Annotated in this window: 20 protein-coding genes; 4 read left to right on the top strand and 16 right to left on the bottom strand. The window is 37.6% G+C overall.

Annotated features, from left to right (window positions below):
- Positions 1–12: 12 nt before the first annotated feature.
- From htpX to HCX62_RS03455, 12 genes are all read right to left on the bottom strand, one after another.
- The gene (htpX, locus tag HCX62_RS03510; protein ID WP_185637041.1) at positions 13–927 is read right to left on the bottom strand and encodes a zinc metalloprotease HtpX; all 915 of its coding nucleotides are present in this window, start codon (positions 925–927) and stop codon (positions 13–15) included.
- Between the two features lie 22 nt (positions 928–949).
- Positions 950–1,507, bottom strand: coding sequence for a LemA family protein (locus HCX62_RS03505; RefSeq protein WP_008947345.1), 558 nt, complete (start codon positions 1,505–1,507; stop codon positions 950–952).
- An 82-nt stretch (positions 1,508–1,589) separates the two neighbouring features.
- On the bottom strand, positions 1,590–2,816 hold the full coding sequence (locus tag HCX62_RS03500; protein ID WP_185529579.1) for a peptidase U32 family protein: 1,227 nt from the start codon (positions 2,814–2,816) through the stop codon (positions 1,590–1,592).
- Positions 2,817–2,829: 13 nt separating this feature from the next.
- A complete protein-coding gene (locus tag HCX62_RS03495; protein ID WP_185637040.1) occupies positions 2,830–3,738 on the bottom strand; it encodes a peptidase U32 family protein in 909 nt (302 codons plus the stop codon).
- A gap of 112 nt (positions 3,739–3,850) precedes the next feature.
- The gene (locus HCX62_RS03490) at positions 3,851–4,906 is read right to left on the bottom strand and encodes a glycosyltransferase family 4 protein (RefSeq protein ID WP_185637039.1); all 1,056 of its coding nucleotides are present in this window, start codon (positions 4,904–4,906) and stop codon (positions 3,851–3,853) included.
- A gap of 120 nt (positions 4,907–5,026) precedes the next feature.
- On the bottom strand, positions 5,027–5,749 hold the full coding sequence (locus HCX62_RS03485; protein ID WP_069892046.1) for a GntR family transcriptional regulator: 723 nt from the start codon (positions 5,747–5,749) through the stop codon (positions 5,027–5,029).
- 15 nt (positions 5,750–5,764) lie between these two features.
- A complete protein-coding gene (locus HCX62_RS03480; RefSeq protein ID WP_185637038.1) occupies positions 5,765–6,469 on the bottom strand; it encodes a glucosamine-6-phosphate deaminase in 705 nt (234 codons plus the stop codon).
- A 15-nt stretch (positions 6,470–6,484) separates the two neighbouring features.
- Positions 6,485–7,618 carry an N-acetylglucosamine-6-phosphate deacetylase gene (nagA, locus tag HCX62_RS03475; protein ID WP_185637037.1) on the bottom strand — a complete coding sequence of 378 codons (1,134 nt, stop codon included), beginning with the start codon at positions 7,616–7,618 and terminating at the stop codon, positions 6,485–6,487.
- A 159-nt stretch (positions 7,619–7,777) separates the two neighbouring features.
- Positions 7,778–8,623, bottom strand: a complete 846-nt coding sequence (locus HCX62_RS03470) for a PspA/IM30 family protein (protein WP_185637036.1) — start codon at positions 8,621–8,623, stop codon at positions 7,778–7,780.
- A 15-nt stretch (positions 8,624–8,638) separates the two neighbouring features.
- Positions 8,639–8,953 (bottom strand): lmo0954 family membrane protein, encoded by a 315-nt coding sequence (locus tag HCX62_RS03465; protein WP_185637035.1) that lies wholly within the window; start codon positions 8,951–8,953, stop codon positions 8,639–8,641.
- Positions 8,954–9,183: 230 nt separating this feature from the next.
- Positions 9,184–9,417, bottom strand: a complete 234-nt coding sequence (locus tag HCX62_RS03460; RefSeq protein ID WP_185637034.1) for a hypothetical protein — start codon at positions 9,415–9,417, stop codon at positions 9,184–9,186.
- Positions 9,418–9,510: 93 nt separating this feature from the next.
- Positions 9,511–9,969, bottom strand: coding sequence for a DUF4064 domain-containing protein (locus HCX62_RS03455; protein ID WP_185637033.1), 459 nt, complete (start codon positions 9,967–9,969; stop codon positions 9,511–9,513).
- Between the two features lie 157 nt (positions 9,970–10,126).
- Between HCX62_RS03455 and HCX62_RS03450 the strand changes: the two genes are divergently transcribed.
- The gene (locus tag HCX62_RS03450; RefSeq protein ID WP_185637032.1) at positions 10,127–10,948 is read left to right on the top strand and encodes an alpha/beta hydrolase; all 822 of its coding nucleotides are present in this window, start codon (positions 10,127–10,129) and stop codon (positions 10,946–10,948) included.
- Between the two features lie 20 nt (positions 10,949–10,968).
- On the top strand, positions 10,969–11,868 hold the full coding sequence (locus HCX62_RS03445) for an alpha/beta hydrolase (RefSeq protein ID WP_185637031.1): 900 nt from the start codon (positions 10,969–10,971) through the stop codon (positions 11,866–11,868).
- Between the two features lie 9 nt (positions 11,869–11,877).
- Here the strand turns inward: HCX62_RS03445 and HCX62_RS03440 are convergent, their stop codons facing one another.
- Entirely contained in the window at positions 11,878–12,924 is a 1,047-nt protein-coding gene (locus tag HCX62_RS03440; protein ID WP_185637030.1) for an AI-2E family transporter, read from the bottom strand.
- Positions 12,925–13,045: 121 nt separating this feature from the next.
- On the opposite strand from HCX62_RS03440, the gene HCX62_RS03435 reads away from it, so the two are divergent.
- Together HCX62_RS03435 and HCX62_RS03430 are read left to right on the top strand one after the other, a co-directional pair.
- Entirely contained in the window at positions 13,046–13,735 is a 690-nt protein-coding gene (locus HCX62_RS03435; RefSeq protein ID WP_185637029.1) for a FadR/GntR family transcriptional regulator, read from the top strand.
- The gene (locus HCX62_RS03430) at positions 13,732–14,949 is read left to right on the top strand and encodes a CynX/NimT family MFS transporter (RefSeq protein ID WP_185637028.1); all 1,218 of its coding nucleotides are present in this window, start codon (positions 13,732–13,734) and stop codon (positions 14,947–14,949) included. Before HCX62_RS03435 ends, HCX62_RS03430 begins: the two co-directional genes overlap by 4 nt.
- 198 nt (positions 14,950–15,147) lie before the next feature.
- Here HCX62_RS03430 and HCX62_RS03425 read toward each other — a convergent pair whose 3' ends face one another.
- The 3 genes from HCX62_RS03425 to HCX62_RS03415 form a co-directional block, all read right to left on the bottom strand.
- Positions 15,148–15,375 carry a DUF3006 domain-containing protein gene (locus tag HCX62_RS03425; protein ID WP_185637027.1) on the bottom strand — a complete coding sequence of 76 codons (228 nt, stop codon included), beginning with the start codon at positions 15,373–15,375 and terminating at the stop codon, positions 15,148–15,150.
- Positions 15,376–15,384: 9 nt separating this feature from the next.
- Positions 15,385–16,515 carry an MBL fold metallo-hydrolase gene (locus tag HCX62_RS03420; protein WP_185637026.1) on the bottom strand — a complete coding sequence of 377 codons (1,131 nt, stop codon included), beginning with the start codon at positions 16,513–16,515 and terminating at the stop codon, positions 15,385–15,387.
- Positions 16,516–16,628: 113 nt separating this feature from the next.
- The gene (locus HCX62_RS03415) at positions 16,629–16,931 is read right to left on the bottom strand and encodes a HesB/YadR/YfhF family protein (protein ID WP_185637025.1); all 303 of its coding nucleotides are present in this window, start codon (positions 16,929–16,931) and stop codon (positions 16,629–16,631) included.
- Between the last annotated feature and the right edge of the window lie 158 nt (positions 16,932–17,089).

Below are 17,089 nucleotides of genomic sequence, written 5' to 3'. Positions count from 1 at the left end.
GCTACTTTTTTATTACATATTTTCTAAGCGTTCAATCCGCGAACTAATTGGCGGATGAGAGTCAAAAAGACCTGGCTTATTTTTTTTAGACTTTAGTGGTGACGAAAAGTAAATAGATTCACTAGAAGCGCTAACTTCTTCCATTTTTTTCGTATCCCCGCTAATTTTTTGTAATGCTTGGATAAGTCCATCTGGATTTCGTGTTAGTTCTACCGCGCTAGCATCTGCTAAATATTCCCGGTTACGAGATAGAGCAAATTGAATAGCAGTTGCAATAATTGGTGCCAAAATAACAAAAATCAGCGCTACGATATAGATAATTGCTTGCGCGCCACCACTGTTATTATTGTCACTTTTACGGTTATTTCTGCCACCAGTCAGGCTTCCCCAAAATATCATTCGCATTGCCAAGTCACTAAGAATCGCAATTACAGCTACAAGCGCAATAGCAATTGTTGATAACCGAATATCATAATTACGAATATGAGAAATTTCATGCGCAATAACGCCCTCTAATTCATATCGTTCTAATTTATTTAGTAATCCTCTAGTAACAGCCACTGCTCCTTTTTCCGGAGAAATACCTGTCGCAAAAGCGTTTGGACTTGCATCCTCGACAATATATACTTTTGGCATCGGAATACCAGCAACCATTGCCATACTTTCAACGGTATCCCACAAAACTGGTGCTTGTTCTTTTGAGGTGACTTCCTTCGCATGGTTCATCGCCATAACGACTGACGAACTGCTCATCACCATAATCAAAATATAAACTACACCAATAACTGCTGCCAGTATAAGCCCATTCAGATAGTTATTCCAAACAATGATACCTATAGCAGCGCCAACCATAAGAACGAAAATGAAAAAGCCAAGAATAATAAAAACTGTTTTTCGCTTATTTGCTGCAATTTGTTCGAATAGCATAATTTTCGCTCTCCTTCATGGCTTAAAACTCTACTTTTGGTGCAACGCGTTCTACTTCTGGAATAGAAAGCATCTCACGTTCTGTAAAGTTATGCAGTTTTGCAACGATGTTAGTTGGTACAGATTGTACTTTTGTGTTATAAGTCATTACGGTTGTGTTATAAAGTTGGCGAGAATAAGCCACTTTGTTCTCCGTAGTAGTTAATTCATGTTGTAATTCGATGAAAGAAGTATTTGCTTTTAAGTCTGGATAAGCTTCCCCTAAAGCAAAAATGGATTTAAGTGCTCCACTTAGCATATTGTCAGCTTCGATTTGTCCTTGACGGTTGTCAGCAGGAACTTCCATCATTTTGTTACGAGCTTCAATTACTTGTGTTAATGTTTCTTTTTCATGTTTTGCATACCCTTTAACTGTTTCAACTAAATTAGGAATCAAGTCAAATCTACGTTTTAATTGTACGTCAATTTGCGCCCAAGTTTCATCCACACGGTTACGGTATTTTACAAGGCTGTTGTATAGACCGAAATAAATCAATACTAAAATAACAACAACAGCGATAGCAATAATCCATCCTATCATAATTAATCTCCTCCTTCATATGTACTTACCCCATTATACCTTACTTAGGGAGTACACGACAATCCTACTGCAGCATGAGATTTTATTTTTTCTTTCGCATAAAGTAAAATGGCTTCACAGGCTTATCTACTGGCATTTTTATCGTCATCATCGCATTTGGAGCACGATCAATTTCCTCACCATGTTCATTCCAAAGTACTTCCACGACTTGTTTAAAGCCAGTATCTCCTGGTCCATAAAATTCAATTTCTTCCCCTACACCAAAATTATTTCGTTGTTGTAAAGTAGCAATTTTTGTTTCCTCGTCATATTCCAACACTTGCGCCGCAAAAGCATATTGCGGTATTTTCCGCGTTTTACCGAATAATTGCTCGTCTTCGGTTGGCTCTTTATAGAAAAAGCCTGTAGACAATTCGCGTTGTGCAACTTTCCATAATTCTTCTTCCCAAGCGGGATCAAACACATAATTCTCAGGGTCCGCGCAGTAAGCATCTACTGCACGACGATACACACTTGCAACGGTTGAAACATAATGAATCGACTTCATACGTCCTTCGATTTTCAAGCTATCCACGCCAGCATCGACCATATCTGGAATATATTTAATCATTGATAAATCGACCGCACTCATCGAAAATGGTTCTTCATCGGTATCAACTAAATTTTTCGAAACACCATTATCAATTTCAAATAAATCATATTTCCAACGACAACTTTGCGCACAACCGCCACGATTGGCATCACGGTTCGCCATATGATTCGATAATGTACAACGACCGGAATAAGAAATACACATTGCGCCGTGAATGAATGCTTCCATTTCAACATCCGTTTTTTCACCGATTTCTTGAATTTCTTGCATGCTCACTTCACGCGCAAGTACCACACGCTCTAAGCCTTGTTTTTTCCAAAATTCTAATGTTTTATAGTTTGTCGCTGAAGCCTGCGTGGATAAATGAACTGGCAGACCTGGTGCATCTTGGAAACAAATGCTAATTAACGCTGGATCAGAAACGATTACGGCATCAATGCCAATATCGCGTAGTGTCCGGAAAAATTCACCAGCACCTTCTGTATCTCCAGCATGCGCAACCATATTTGCCGCCACATATACTTTCGCATTTCGTTCGTGCGCAAAAGCAATCCCTTGTTCCATTTCTTCAAAACTAAAATTCCCTGCACGCGACCGAAGCCCAAAAGCTTGACCACCAATATATACAGCGTCCGCACCGTAGCGAATCGCAATCTTTAATTTTTCTAAGTTACCAGCCGGAGCTAGCACTTCTGGTTTTTTTAATACTTTACTCATTATGCTATTCCCCCTACTTCACATCATCCGGATTTTTCAAGTAAAATCCAGCGTCTAAATTTCTAGTTTTAGGTTGTAGTTCCGTTAATTTATTCACAAAATACTCCGCAACAAATTGGCCTTCTATAACGGCTTCTTTCGCCTCAACGAGCAAAGCAGCAATTTGAACAAAGTTATCCGATTCCGCAAGAACACCGTCTAGTTTCCACGTTTTCAGTCCCGCTTCGTATAAATCAGCCAAATAAGGCACTAACGAAACATCTTCGGAAGCAAAAATGTGCGTCCCAGACTCATCTTCATAAATGGGTAATTGACTTGTTTCATCATTAGGTTCACGTAAATAAAGCCCGCGTTCCTTCGATGTGTCATCTTCCATTTCAACAATGCGTTGGTAGTTCGTTACTAATCTACGTTTGGATTGATGGATACAAGTTGGTCCGTAAACAAGCACTTCGACTGGAATAGAGAGGCTTTTGGCAATCGCCTTAATTTCGCCTTCTGTTAATTCTCTTGCAAGTACTGCCCCGACCGCTCCTTGTTTTTCCCAAAACGAAATTTGTTCTGCGCTAGTTACAAATGTTTGGGCATCATAAATAAACGGTATCGGTTGAGCCATTTCACTCAAAAGCATAATTGCACCTGGATCGCCACATGCTACCGCGTCCACTTTCATATCAGCGAGTTGCTCTAAAAAGCCCGGCAACCCTTCCATATGTTCGTTGTGCATTAACGAATTTACTGCTACAGTTACTTTTTTTCCTTCTTGGTGCGCTAAATGAACTATTTCACGTAATTCTTCGACAGAAAACGAATAAGGCAATCTTAAACCAAATCGGCTATTACCTACATATAATCTGTCTACCCCCGCGCGAAGCAATTTTTCAGCTTGTTTCATTGAATCTGCTGTCGCAATGATTTCCATGTTTTTCTCCTCATTTCTACAAAAACGTTACTTGATAAATGTATCACAAGAAGACTTGTTACTCAATAAGAATTTTGGCATAAAAAAAGAGACAAGCCAAGGTAGCTAGTCTCTAATCTATTTTTTCTTCTTTGGTTATTTTAAATAAATTCAGTAGCGGGCGATACGTACTCCCTACTAATCCTAACGTCTCAATCAATACCTCAATTAATACAAGCAGTACGCCGATTAATATCATCGAACCCCAAAGTGTCGACATCGTGAAAATGAAGGCGAATAAAGAAAATAAAGCGGCAATAGCATAAATCAAAATAACTGTTTGACGATGCGTAAAACCTAGTCGTAATAAGCAATGGTGTAAATGTGATTTATCTGCCATCGCGATTGGTTGTTTTGTCACCATTCGCCGTATAATTGCAAAAATCGTGTCAGAAATCGGTACGCCTAAAATTAAAATCGGTACAATTAAAGAAATAAACGTAACATTTTTGAAGCCCATTACTGATAAAACAGAAATAATGAAACCTAAGAAAAGCGCTCCTGTATCCCCCATGAAAATCTTGGCAGGATTAAAGTTATATGGTAAAAATCCAAGTGTTCCAGCGATTAGCACGCTCGCAATCATGATAACAAGAGCATCACCCATGATAAACGCCATTCCTAAAATAGTTAATAACGCAATTGTTGAAACCCCGGCAGCAAGACCATCCAGTCCATCGATTAAATTAATGGCATTCGTAATTGCTACAATCCAAATAATCGTTAGCGGAATACTTAATATCCCAAAATGAATTTCCCCACCAAATGGTAAGTTGATAAAGTCGATGCTAATATTGCCCCAAAAAACAATAATAAAAGCAGCAGTAACTTGACCAATTAATTTATATCTTGCTTTAAATTCCATAATATCATCTAATAACCCAGTCAAAACCATAACAAATGCCGCAATCAAGAGCGGCCATAAGAATTCGTTTTCAATTGGAAGTAAAAACATTCCGATAGAAAAACTTATAAATATTGCTAGCCCACCCAAGCTCGGAATTGGCTTAGTGTTAATGCGACGTTGATCTGGTTTATCTGTAATATCAAAGTAGAGTGCTATTTTTCGAATTAGCGGTGTAAGTAGTACGGACGCGCCAAAACATATAAAAATAATCATCCAGCTCATGGCTAGTCCTCCCCGCAAATTTTTTACTCATCTCATTATACTTTTTTATTTGCAAAAAGACAACGAAAATCATTATGCAAAAAAGCTTGAAGCAGTTTGCGTTTGCTTCAAGCTTTTTATTTATTGTTTAATCCTAGCTACAAATTGAAATCTACTACCTACATACTGGGAACGAGTAAATTCAAATGGTCGACCGTCTTCTAACGTTGTAATTTGCCGAAGTTTCATAACCGGTGATCCGAGTTTCACATCAAGATATGGCGCAATTTTTTCTGATACTAAAGAAGCTTCCATAATTTGCTCCGCTTCTCCAATTGTTTGACCAAGTTTTAATTCAATTGCTTTATAAAGAGAATCCATAATGTCTTCCTTTGTCAGCAGTGAAGCAATTTTTTCTGGAATGGCAGCAACTTCATAAAGAATTGGCACGCGGTCGCCGTAACGAATCCGCTCAATTTTCATTACATTGCTATTTTCTGGCAGTTGCAGCGCTTCTTGTTCTTGCGTACTTGCCGGACGAATGCCATACGATACGATTCGTGTCGAAGGAACTTTTCCTTCTTGTAACATCAAATTCGTAAAACTCGTAACTGCTTCAAGTCGTTCCGTTAATTTCTTTTCCGCAATAAAAGTACCTGCACCAACACGTCTTTGCAAAATGTTATCATCGACTAGGCCTTGAATGGCTTGTCTTACAGTCATTCGGCTAACGTGGAACATTTCCGCAAGTTGACGCTCAGCTGGGATGGATGTCCCTACTTTCCAGACGCCATCTTCCATTTTCTTTTTAATTTCACTTTGAATCTGAATGTAAATCGGTATTCCTGATTGTTTATCGATCATTTTCCCGCCCTCTTCTTATAGAAGTGACGCCGCCTCGTTGTCAAGAATCACAGTAACATCTGGATGATTTTGAAGTACAGAAGCAGGACAATTCACATCTACAGGTCCTTTAATAGTTTCTTTGATTGCTTGTGCTTTGTTTTCACCAAAAGCAAGTAGGATAATTTTCTTCGCATTCATGATGGATTTAATTCCCATAGAATAAGCATGTGTTGGAACATCTTCTTCTCTTTCGAAAAAGCGTTTGTTTGCTTCACGAGTAGAATCTGTTAAAACGACTTTATGTGTTAACGAATCAAAAGAAGTTCCTGGTTCGTTAAAACCGATGTGGCCGTTTGTACCAATACCAAGCACTTGAATATCAACTGGGTGCTCAGATAAAATTTCTTCATAACGTGCGCACTCTGCTTCTGCATCAGTCGCTTCTCCGTTTGGTAAGAAACTTTCTTTAAATGCTTTTTTAGAGAATAATAAGTCGTTCATATAGTAATGATAACTGTTTGGGTCATTTGCTGCAAGACCTACATATTCATCTAGGTTCGTTGTTGTTACATTTTTAGTATCCACGTCGCTTTTTACAAACTCAGCGTAAAGTGTTTCTGGAGTGCTGCCTGTTGCTAGACCAAGTGTTTTTACTTCACCAGATGTGATACCTTTTTCAATGATTTCTAGTGCTTTTTTGGAACCTGCTAATTTATTTTCTGTTGTGATAAGTTGCATATTAATATCTTCCTCTCAAGAATGTTTTTTTCCGAATGAATAAGTTGCTGTAATGTGTAAATCTTCATCTAGTAAGTTAAAATCTGCATCTTTACCAGCTTGGATTGCACCTTTTTGTGTTAAGTTGAATTCACGTGCTTGGTTTCCAGAAGACATAAGAACTGCTTCTTCTACCGAACACCCGGTGAATTTAATCATGTTGCGGAAACCGTCGTCATAAGTAAGTACGCTTCCGGCTAAAGTTCCGTCTTCTAAACGAGCTTGTTTATCTTTTACGATAACTGTTTGGCCGCCAAGTTCTGATTTTCCTTCTGGCATCCCTTTTGCTCGCATCGAGTCAGTAATAATGCATAAATGTTCTGGCCCTTTCATTTGGTAAGCTAATTTCACCATATCAGGATGAACGTGAATACCATCAACGATTAATTCTGCATTAATACCGCGTTCTAATAAAACATGACCTGGAACGCCTGGCTCACGGTGTGTCATCCTGTGACAAGCATTATATAAATGTGTCGCATGTGTCGCTTTACTTGTTTTCAAGTGTTCGCGCACATCATTAGAGTGACCAATACTTGGAACAACGCCTAATTCAAAACACAAATTTTCAAAATCAGCAGAAGTATCATGTTCTGGTGCATAAGTAACTAATTTAATTAAGCCTCCAGAAATATCAAACCATTTTTTGAATAGTTCCAAGTCAGGTGCTTGAATGTATTCTTCCGGTTGCGCTCCTTTAAAGACTTTGGAAACAAATGGACCTTCCAAATGAATCCCGCCAATAACAGGTTCTGTTTGAGCGACTTCATTAATCACTTTTAGCGCTTTTTCGATATTTTCATGTGATTGTGTCATTGTTGTTGGGAAGTAAGTAGTAATCCCTTCATTTAACATACCATTCACTTGTTTTCTAAGTGCTTCTGGATCCGCATCCATTGCGTCAAAACTATAACCACCGTGTGAATGAACATCAATGAAACCAGGAACAAGTTTTTGTCCTTTTGCATCGATTACTTCTTCTGCTTTGTCCGCTTGAAAATTAGCCATGGAGCCAACTTCTGTTATCTGTTTATCAAAACGTACGAAAGCATTTTCTAGAACACCTTTACCAGTATAAATTGTAGCGTTAGTAATTACTTTATTAGTCATTACGTATTGCCTCCTCGTTAAATCGGTCTATACCAATTATTATAGCATGTATCTATTAAAATGCAACTTATCTTTTCCTCTTTACCCGAAAAAAAGTAAAATAACCAAAAAATTCTGCGCACAAAAAAAGCGCAGAACATTAATTCTGCGCTAAAGGTTTTATTTCTCGGTATCTTGATCTTCTTCTTTTTTCTCTAATTCTGGAATTAAAACTTCTTTTTCTTCTTTTGGTTGTTCTTTTGCTGCTTCTTTTTCAAGTTCATTTAATTGGTCTTCCATAGAAGCTTTTTCTGGTTTCTTGAAATTTTGTTTTTCGCGTTCGATAATTTCATCTACCATTGTAGTAAAGTTTTGCGCTTTATCTTTGATGATTTCTTTACTTTTCTTCGTTTTCTTTTCAAGTTCATCCATTAAGTCATCGAATGATTGAGATAGTTCTTTGTTCATGTCGGCTTTTTTCTCTGCTTCTTCGGCTAAGTCGCGTTGTTTTTGCGCTTCATGATAGTCACTAACGCTGCCCCAGCTCATATCATGGATAACTTTATCCATTTTTTCGGAAGTTTCTGTCGCATTTTTTTCCGCCATTTCAGCTAAATGCTGTGTTTTAAGGTTTTTCCATTTTAAGCGCATCTCGTGCATGCGTAGTTCTAATTTATCTAGTTGTTCGGACGCTTGGTCATAGTGTGCTTTCGTAGCGTTTAGTTGTTCTTCGTATTGAGCCACTTCTTCTAAAGCGAACTCAGCTAGTTTTGTTTCACCAGCTTCTTTTGCAATTTCGGCTTGGCGGCGACGTTTTTCAACATAAACTTCCATTTCTTTATATTCTTTATAGAAAAGCGATTTTAGTTCACGTTGTTTTTCTACCATGCGTTCTGCGTCTTTCATTTCTTGTTTTGTTTTATCCATATAATAACTTACCGAATTACGACGTTTTTCTTCACGTTTCTCGATTTTTTCACTAACTTCTTTATTCCATTGTTTCATTTTTTCAAATAGGTTTGCCATTTTTTTCTCCTCCAATTATTTATTGTATGGGTAGTCGAATACGTCATCATTTTTTCTTGGTTTATTTTTATTTCTAGTTAGGAAGTAAATGATTGCTCCGATAATTGCGACAACCAAGATTCCTTTTAAGTTAGCTAGAATTATTAAGGCACCCACGCCGATTAGAACACCATAAATAACTTTTTCGCTTACAGATCTTGCTTCAAGTAATTTCTTTAGTGACCAAAAGCCTAGTACTGCGCCAATAGTTGCCATGATTGCTGGCCATAAGACGATAAGTATCATCGCTATTAGTAAAACGATTAATATGCCAATGAATATTGCTCTCATACGTCTACCTCCTAACTTCCAAATGTCGCTGATATATTTTTCTTTTATTACTGTACCTATCATAACGCTATCTATCAAGTAGAATAACCCGCTGTAGAAGGAAATTCACCTACAACTTGAGTCCTATTGTCTATCTAAAGGATAACATATATCTACTATAATAAGCAGTTTTTCGCGCACAAAAAAACAGCTTGTTTCTCGCATAAAACAAGACACAAACTGCTTTTACACTATTTTACTTTTTCTTCATACTGAATGGATGAAACGCCACCTTCTGAAATCATGTTGTTTTCTTCCAGCTCTGTTTCTGAAATTTCTTTGTCGGCATACCGTGTTCGAATATCGTTTACCTCATCAAAAGGGGTAGGCGGCATTTGCTTTTTCACCACATAAATTGCTGCACAGGCTACAACTCCAGCGACCCCAGCGACGGCTCCGGCAATAATTCCTACTTTATTTTTCACACTATCAACCTCCTCTTGAAATCCACTATTTTATTCCCTAAAAAATAACAACTAAAACAAAAACGAGCTTGAAAAATTCAAACTCGTTCCAAATTATAATCCTGAAAAAGTGCTTTTAGGTTTACGAACAAAACAAAGAATTGCTGCGACGATTAATAGTAACGCAGGAATAAACGTTATTAGTGCTGTAGAAAGTAATGACACAATCCCTGCTGCTAAAAATAAATATCCCGCAAAGGCTGGCTTTTTATTTTTCATTATGTAGTAAATGCCAAATCCACCTAAGGCAAGCGTAATCAGTCCACCTGTCAATGTTGTCCAAGATAATGTTTGCACAAAATTTAGCACACGGTCAGGATCAGGAATATCACTTTTTGGAATTTCCCATTCTGTCATTGTTTGGTAGTAATTATTGTAGTAAGTCGTTAAACCTTCTTTTCCTTTGGAACCACTTGTCATTAATAGACCTATAATAGCAATAGCTGCTTGTGTGAGTACACTAAAAATAAGACCAATAATAGCGAGTACAATCTCACCTGTTCGTTTTATCATGTTAATATGCCTCCGTTTCTTCGCTTATTTTTCCAGTATACTATATGTTTTCATGAGAATAAACTATTAAATTGGTAGAAAAAGTAGACCAATCGTGCGTTTTCCTTTAAAAAAATGTATAATTTGTTCATAACGAAATATAAAGGGGCGTAAAATAATGCTAAAGCGCGTGTTCTTCTCCATTATCTTACCATTAGGCTGTTTAGTTGGAGCTATATTTATTTTACTAACGATTAACACGACATATCCAAAAGCAGCCAATGATTCCATTCCGACCATTTTTATTCATGGTTATCGCGGGACAGACCGTTCGCTTCATGGAATGATACGTCGCTTTGATCAAAAGTATGATTGGGGTACGGAGTCTTTAACGGTTAATGTAAGCCCAGATGGCGATATTTCCACTACCGGGACTTATAATAAAAATGAAAAAAATCCGCTTATCAACATTGTTTTTGAAGATAATCGGGCAACGCTTCCCCAACAATCTATGTGGACAAAAAAAGTAATGTCTTATTTACAACAAAATTATGGAATTAAAAAATTTAACGCGGTTGGTCATTCGATGGGTGGCGGCGCTTGGGTAGCGTATTTAGCAAGTTACGAAAAAAACAAATCCTATCCACAAGTAAACAAAATTGTGTTCCTTGCCGTTCCATTTTATCCAGAAGAATATGTCAATGGTGATCAGCAAGTCGATATTAAAAACGCCAATAACGTTCATGCAAAATTTGCTGAAAAAATGGCGAAAGTTTTACCCGAAAACACTGAAATTATGATTATTGGCGGTAATTTGGAAGATGGATCGAATAGTGACGGCGAAGTGAAATTGGATAGCGTCCTATACGGCGAAAAATTATTTGCGCATCAAAAAGTGATTACACATGTAATTAAAGGACCACAAGCAACGCACAGTAGTATGCATGAATCTACCGTTGTGGATAAATATGTTGGCCAATTTTTATGGGGAGAGAAATAAAATATTAAAGGATGTTTCGAATGAAAAAAGTTATTATTGCAATTATCGTTTTAGCCATTATTGTTGCTGGCTTCTGGATAATTTTCCTTCAATTTGAACCGACTAAAAAAGCAGCCAAAGAACCTACTATAACAGCAAATAAAGCAACGAAAAAAACCGAAAATCCCGTTTCAGAAATTGCTATTCCTACCCTTTTCGTCCACGGGTATTCTGGAACAGCGAATTCATTTGGTGGCATGATTAATCGTCTTGCCGATGAGGGTGATGTAACAAAATCACTTGTCATGACCGTAGCTAGTGACGGCACTGTAAGCACGGAGGGAACCTACGATAAATTTAGTAATAACCCGACGATTCAAGTTGTCTTTGAAGATAATAAGAGCTCGACAGAAAATCAGACACAGTGGATTCAAAATGTGATGAAAGAGCTGAAAAACAATTATCATATCGAGAAAGTTTACGCAGTCGGTCATTCCATGGGTGGTGTTAGTTTAACAAGTTACATTGAAAAAGTAGGCAGCGACAAAGCCTATCCGGTTCTGGAAAAACTTGTGCTAATTGGCTCACCGCTTAACGGACTAGTGATTGGTGATGATGGTGTTACGGCTTATGATCTTACGGACAAAGGGCCAAAACAATCCTCAGACCGCTATAGTGAATTCATGAAAAATAAGCAAAATATCCCGACTCATTTGCGCGTGTTAAATATTGCGGGTGATACGTTAAACGGAACGAAAAGTGACGGTAGTGTTTCTGTCGCGAGTGCTTTATCCGGCAAATTCATTTTCGAAGGTCAAGCTGAGAGTTATAAAGAAAAAATCTTCACAGGAAAGAATGCAGCTCATAGTAAACTTCACGAAAACACGGACGTTGATGCCGAAGTAGCCAATTTTTTATGGGGCATAGAAAAAGTAGATTAAGCAATATGCTTAATCTACTTTTTTCTTGCGTCCAAATATCGTGCGTTTCTTTAAATCATCTGCATTTCTCACTTCCAGAATATCTAGTAAGAATACAAAGACTGGAATTCCGACAATAAGTCCCCATACGCCGAAAAACGTTTCTGAGAAGATTAAAATAATAAATGTGTAAAATACAGGTAAATTCGTTTTTGATGACATTAGTTTTGGGTTTAAAATATACGTTTCAATCGCGTGGACAATGACCACCGTAATTAAAATATAAATAACATCTTGGAACCCGCCAACTGTATAAGCGATTAATACCAGAGGGATACACGAAATAATAACACCGGCAACAGGAATTAATCCTAAAACGAACACCATAATCGACAAACTAAGCAACTGTGGGAAATCCATTAAATAAAGAGCTATCGTCGTAATAATCGTATTTACAAGCGCAATCATTAACTGCGCTTCTAACACAACACCAAACGTCGCCACAAATTTCTTCCCAAAAAAGGCCGCTTCTTTAAAAATAAAACCAACTTTACTCGTCAGAAATTGCCCAGTAAAGGAAGTCACTCGTTCTTTTTCCAAAGAGAAAAACAAACTAAGTATTAACGCTAAGAAGAAAGATAAGCCTACAGACCCAATACCTGAAAGCGAAGCGATAATAAAATCAACCCCGGCTTGTAAGTATTTTTGAATGTTAGATTCTTTTAAAAATCCAACAACCCATTGCACAATCGTGTTATCGCTTGGGTTATTATACATTTTTACAAGTGAATCTACTAGCTGGGAAATTTGTTCGATTAAAATCGGTAAAAAATGCACAATAGAAATATATAAAAACACTGCTACTAAGGAATACAATACGATAACAATTAATTTTCTTGGTACTCGTACCCTTTTTAAAATAACGTTTTCTAATCGCGTCACTAAAAATGCAAAAATGAATGTTAGTAATATTAAATCAATCATGCTTCTGAGTAAATATAAAACAATGCCTAGCAGGACAAACACTAGCACCCGTCTTGCCGTGTCATTTTCTTTTAGTTTCTCTAACCAATTCATTTCGTCACCTGCCCTTTTCTTCCTTCATTCTATCACAATTTAACAAAATAAGGTTTACAAAAAAATTATTCTTATGTAAAATAGAACCAATCATCCTACCTTTAGAATCGGAGTGAAAAATGTGGTAGAAAAAATTGAACGAAAATCACTGGCGGAACAAGTTTATGATCAAATAAAAGCTGAAATCACGAGTGGCACTTGGAAAATTGGCGAACGTATTCCGAAAGAGGCGGATTTAATGGCTGAATTTGGTATCAGTCGAAATACGCTACGTGAAGCCATTCGTGCCTTAGCGCATATTGGTTTGCTGGAAACGAAGCAAGGTGATGGTACTTTTGTCCGTAATAATAGTGAGCTCAATGCGATTATTCAAAAACGTGTCCGGGAATCTTCTGTTCAAGAAATCCTTGAAATCCGTCATGCGCTAGACCGGGAAGCAGTTATTTTAGCTTGTGAACGACGTACGGAAGAAGATTTAGCGACGTTGAAAAAATATAGCCAATGTTGCAATTTAGCGCATGAGAGTAATGATGTGGAGGCTTTTGTGAAAGCTGATTCTGCCCTTCATTTAACTATTGTGAAAGCAGCTCATAATAAATTGTTGTTGGATATGTACGGTAATATTTTAGAAGAAATACAGTTTTCGATTACGAGTACAACGGAAATGAACCCAGAAGCAAATCAGCATAATGGGCATGGATTGCTTGTCTCAGCTATCGAAAAGCGAAATAAAGAACAAGCCGCAAGTGAAGTTACAGAGTATATTACTCTTTTCAAACGAATTGCTGCTAAGAATGGAGAAAATAAATGAATTCAGATTTAATCAATAAAAAAATCCTTACGCGGTCGAGTAAGGTGATGCTTATTATAGGAATTATTTTAATTGCAGCGAATTTACGGACGCCTATCACATCTGTTGGTCCGTTACTTGGAATGATTCAATCAGATTTACATTTAACGAATACGATGGCTGGGTTGCTAACAACTATTCCGCTGCTTGCGTTTGCGGGGTTATCCCCTTTTGTTTCTAAGTTAAGCCGGGCTCTCGGTATCGAAGTATTAATTTTTGTGGCCCTTTTGACGCTTGTAATTGGTAGCTTGGTGCGCCCATTTGGTGGCGAACTTAATTTGTTTGCTGGGACGTTTTTGATTGGTCTTGCAATTGCAGTTGGGAATGTTATTTTGCCTAGTTTAATTAAGAAGGAATTTCCATTTAAATTGGGGTTAATGACTGGGATTTACTCGATTTCGATGAATTTATGTGCGGCACTTGCAGCTGGCTTGACGGTGCCAATTGCGATGAATAATCGTTTCAGCTGGCACGGAAGTATGGGTTTCTGGGCAATGCTTGCGGTTTTGGCGTTAGTTATTTGGCTTCCGCAGCTAAAATATAACCAACGCAGCACAGAGAAAATTGCGACCCATTTGGCTACTACTTCGGTTTGGAAATCACCGCTTGCTTGGAAGATTTCGTTATTTATGGGTTCGCAGTCGGCGATTTATTATATTTCAATTGCTTGGTTGCCAAACATTTTAGCGGATCAAGGATTATCCAGTACTTCTAGCGGTCTCATGCTTTCCTTGATGCAATTTGCGGTTATGCCGATTACATTTATTATTCCGATTATCGCTGGGAGGATGAAAAATCAGCAGCTTCTTGTTGGAATTTCCGTTTCGTTATTTTTAATTGGGATTTTTGGAATTATGTTCGCTTCCGGTAATGTGGCTATTTTATCTACTGCGATTATTTTATATGGCATTGGTTCGGGGATGTCGTTTAGTCTTTCGATGATGTTCTTTAATTTGCGAACAACAAGCGCTACCGAATCAGCGGATTTATCTGGAATGGCACAATCAATTGGTTACTTGTTTGCTGCTTCCGGTCCGATTTTATTTGGTACACTGCACGATACGCTTGGCAGTTGGCAACCAACAATGTATGTTTTAATCGGTATTACGCTAATTATGTTATATTGCGGCCTAGATGCTGGACGCAATAAATTCCTCTTCACACAGAAAAAGTGATTTTTGCGCATAAAAAAACTAGTGCGGAAAAAGGGAGTAAACCGCACTAGCTAAAAGGGAGTTTGGGATTTTCATTCTAAAAAGGGAAAGAAATGAAAATGTTTTGCTTGTTGTTAGCTTATACATATAATAACTTTTCTAAAAAAGAATGTGCTGAAAGAAAGATGATAATTTCATGAGAGTTTAAAAAAGTTTTTCTCAGTTTCTTCCTCGTAGTTTTTCCAGCTTTTCTGCAATCCTTTTTTTCATTTCGTCCGTTTCTTGGGGGTGTTGTACTATTTCATTTGTATCTGAAATAGTGACAACATCCCCTTCTTTTATGGCTGAATCGAGCTTTTCTTGGTCTATGATCCATTCTGCGTGGTCAGGTTCCATGAGAAAAACTGCTTTTCCATCTTCTATACGATCTAAAATTGCTTTTTTCACCCTAATCACCTACTTTGTTACGGCAATGCCTTGTTCTTTGATTTGGCGCACAATACCATCGCCAATGCCGTTAATTTTTTTCAAGTCATCTATTGATTGATATGGGCGCCCTGCAATAATTTTATCTGCAAGTGCGGGCCCAATAAGTGGTAATAGTTGCAAATCTTCACTAGAAGCTGTATTTAAATTAATGCTTTTAGGCAATTCTTTTGAGCTAGCGTCTTCTGTTTTTTGTGTGCTACGCTCTTTGTTATAGCTGCTACCTGATTTTGGTGTGCCTTCTTTTTCCGTTTGAACATGAATTTTTTCGCCATCGGTTTCGATGATAACTGTTCCGTTTACATCGGTTCCGTATGTTTTAATATCGCGTTCTTTCAGCCATTCTAGTACTTCCACGTGCGGATGTCCATAACTATTTGCCTTCTCAGCTGAGTAAACAGCCACTTGTGGTTTTACTTTATCCAGGAAGAACGGTTGGTTGGATGTCGATGAGCCGTGGTGCCCTAAGTCCAAAATATCTGCTTCTAAATTGGCGCCACTATCGACCATTTCCCTTTCACGACCTTTTTCAGCATCACCTGTGAAAATGGCCGAAATGTCTTTATAGGTCATTTTTATTGCGATAGAATCGTTGTTTGCCTCGTTTTCTAACTTGTCGGGGCTTAAAACTTCGATATTAAATGGTCCAAAAGTGGCTTTATCGCCGCGTCTTGGCTCTTTATATTTCGCGTCTGAAGCTAATGCTGCATCGATTACTTTTTCATAAATACTACTAGAAAAAGTTAAGCCGTCCATCCAAATTTCCTTTGGTTTATATGTAGCAATTACTTTGTCAGCATTACCAATATGGTCGGCGTGTGGGTGTGTCAGTAGTAGCAAATCTATCTTCTTTATATTCGCTTCTTTTAAATAAGTCAAAATCCGGTCATCGTCTTGGCGACCAGTATCAATTAAGATTGTCGTGCCATCCTCTGCCTGAATAAGTGTGCTATCCCCTTGGCCGACATCAAAAAAGGTAAAACTTGCACCATTTAAGGTTTTTTCAGTGATGTTAGATGTTTTGGTTGATGGTTCTGAAAAACTACAACCGCTTAAAAATATTGCGATTAAACTGATACATATTACTAATTTCTTTGTCATGTTTCTCCTCCTGCTCTCTTAGTAGAATAGCAAAGGAAGGCGAAACAGTAAAGTTTTTAAAACAAAAACCGCCTGAAATCAAATTGATTACACGCGGTCATTTATTGTTGGATTCATTTCACTTTTTCTTTAAAGGAAAAGGATACTTCTTCCGTTTTTGGTTCATAGTCAATTTTCCAGTCGTGGTCTTTGAAATACCAATAATCATGGTCTTCAATGAAGAAAATTAAGTCTTCTTTCTGCTCAGCAACTGCTGCTTCTTGCGGTTTTTCGGCGGTTAGACCGATAGAGAAACCAGGATGTAAGGAACTGTTAGAACCACCATATTTGGCAAAAAGTCGAATTCCATTACCATTGGCTACATCGAATTCATCATGAAACCATTTATTTGCTTGGTCCGTTACCTCAATATTCATGCTTTTCACTCCTCGTTTCCATTTTTTTATGCGTGAAGATTGTTATTCAAGAATAGCAGATTTGACTATGAATTTCACTTTTTCTGCTTTTTGTTATGAAGATAATATACCTCTTTCTGAGATGCTTCAAACCAAATTGTGTTAAAACAAATCAAAAA

The organism is Listeria swaminathanii (genome assembly GCF_014229645.1).
Lineage (GTDB): Bacteria > Bacillota > Bacilli > Lactobacillales > Listeriaceae > Listeria > Listeria swaminathanii.
This window is presented reverse-complemented; position numbering and strand designations above follow the sequence as displayed.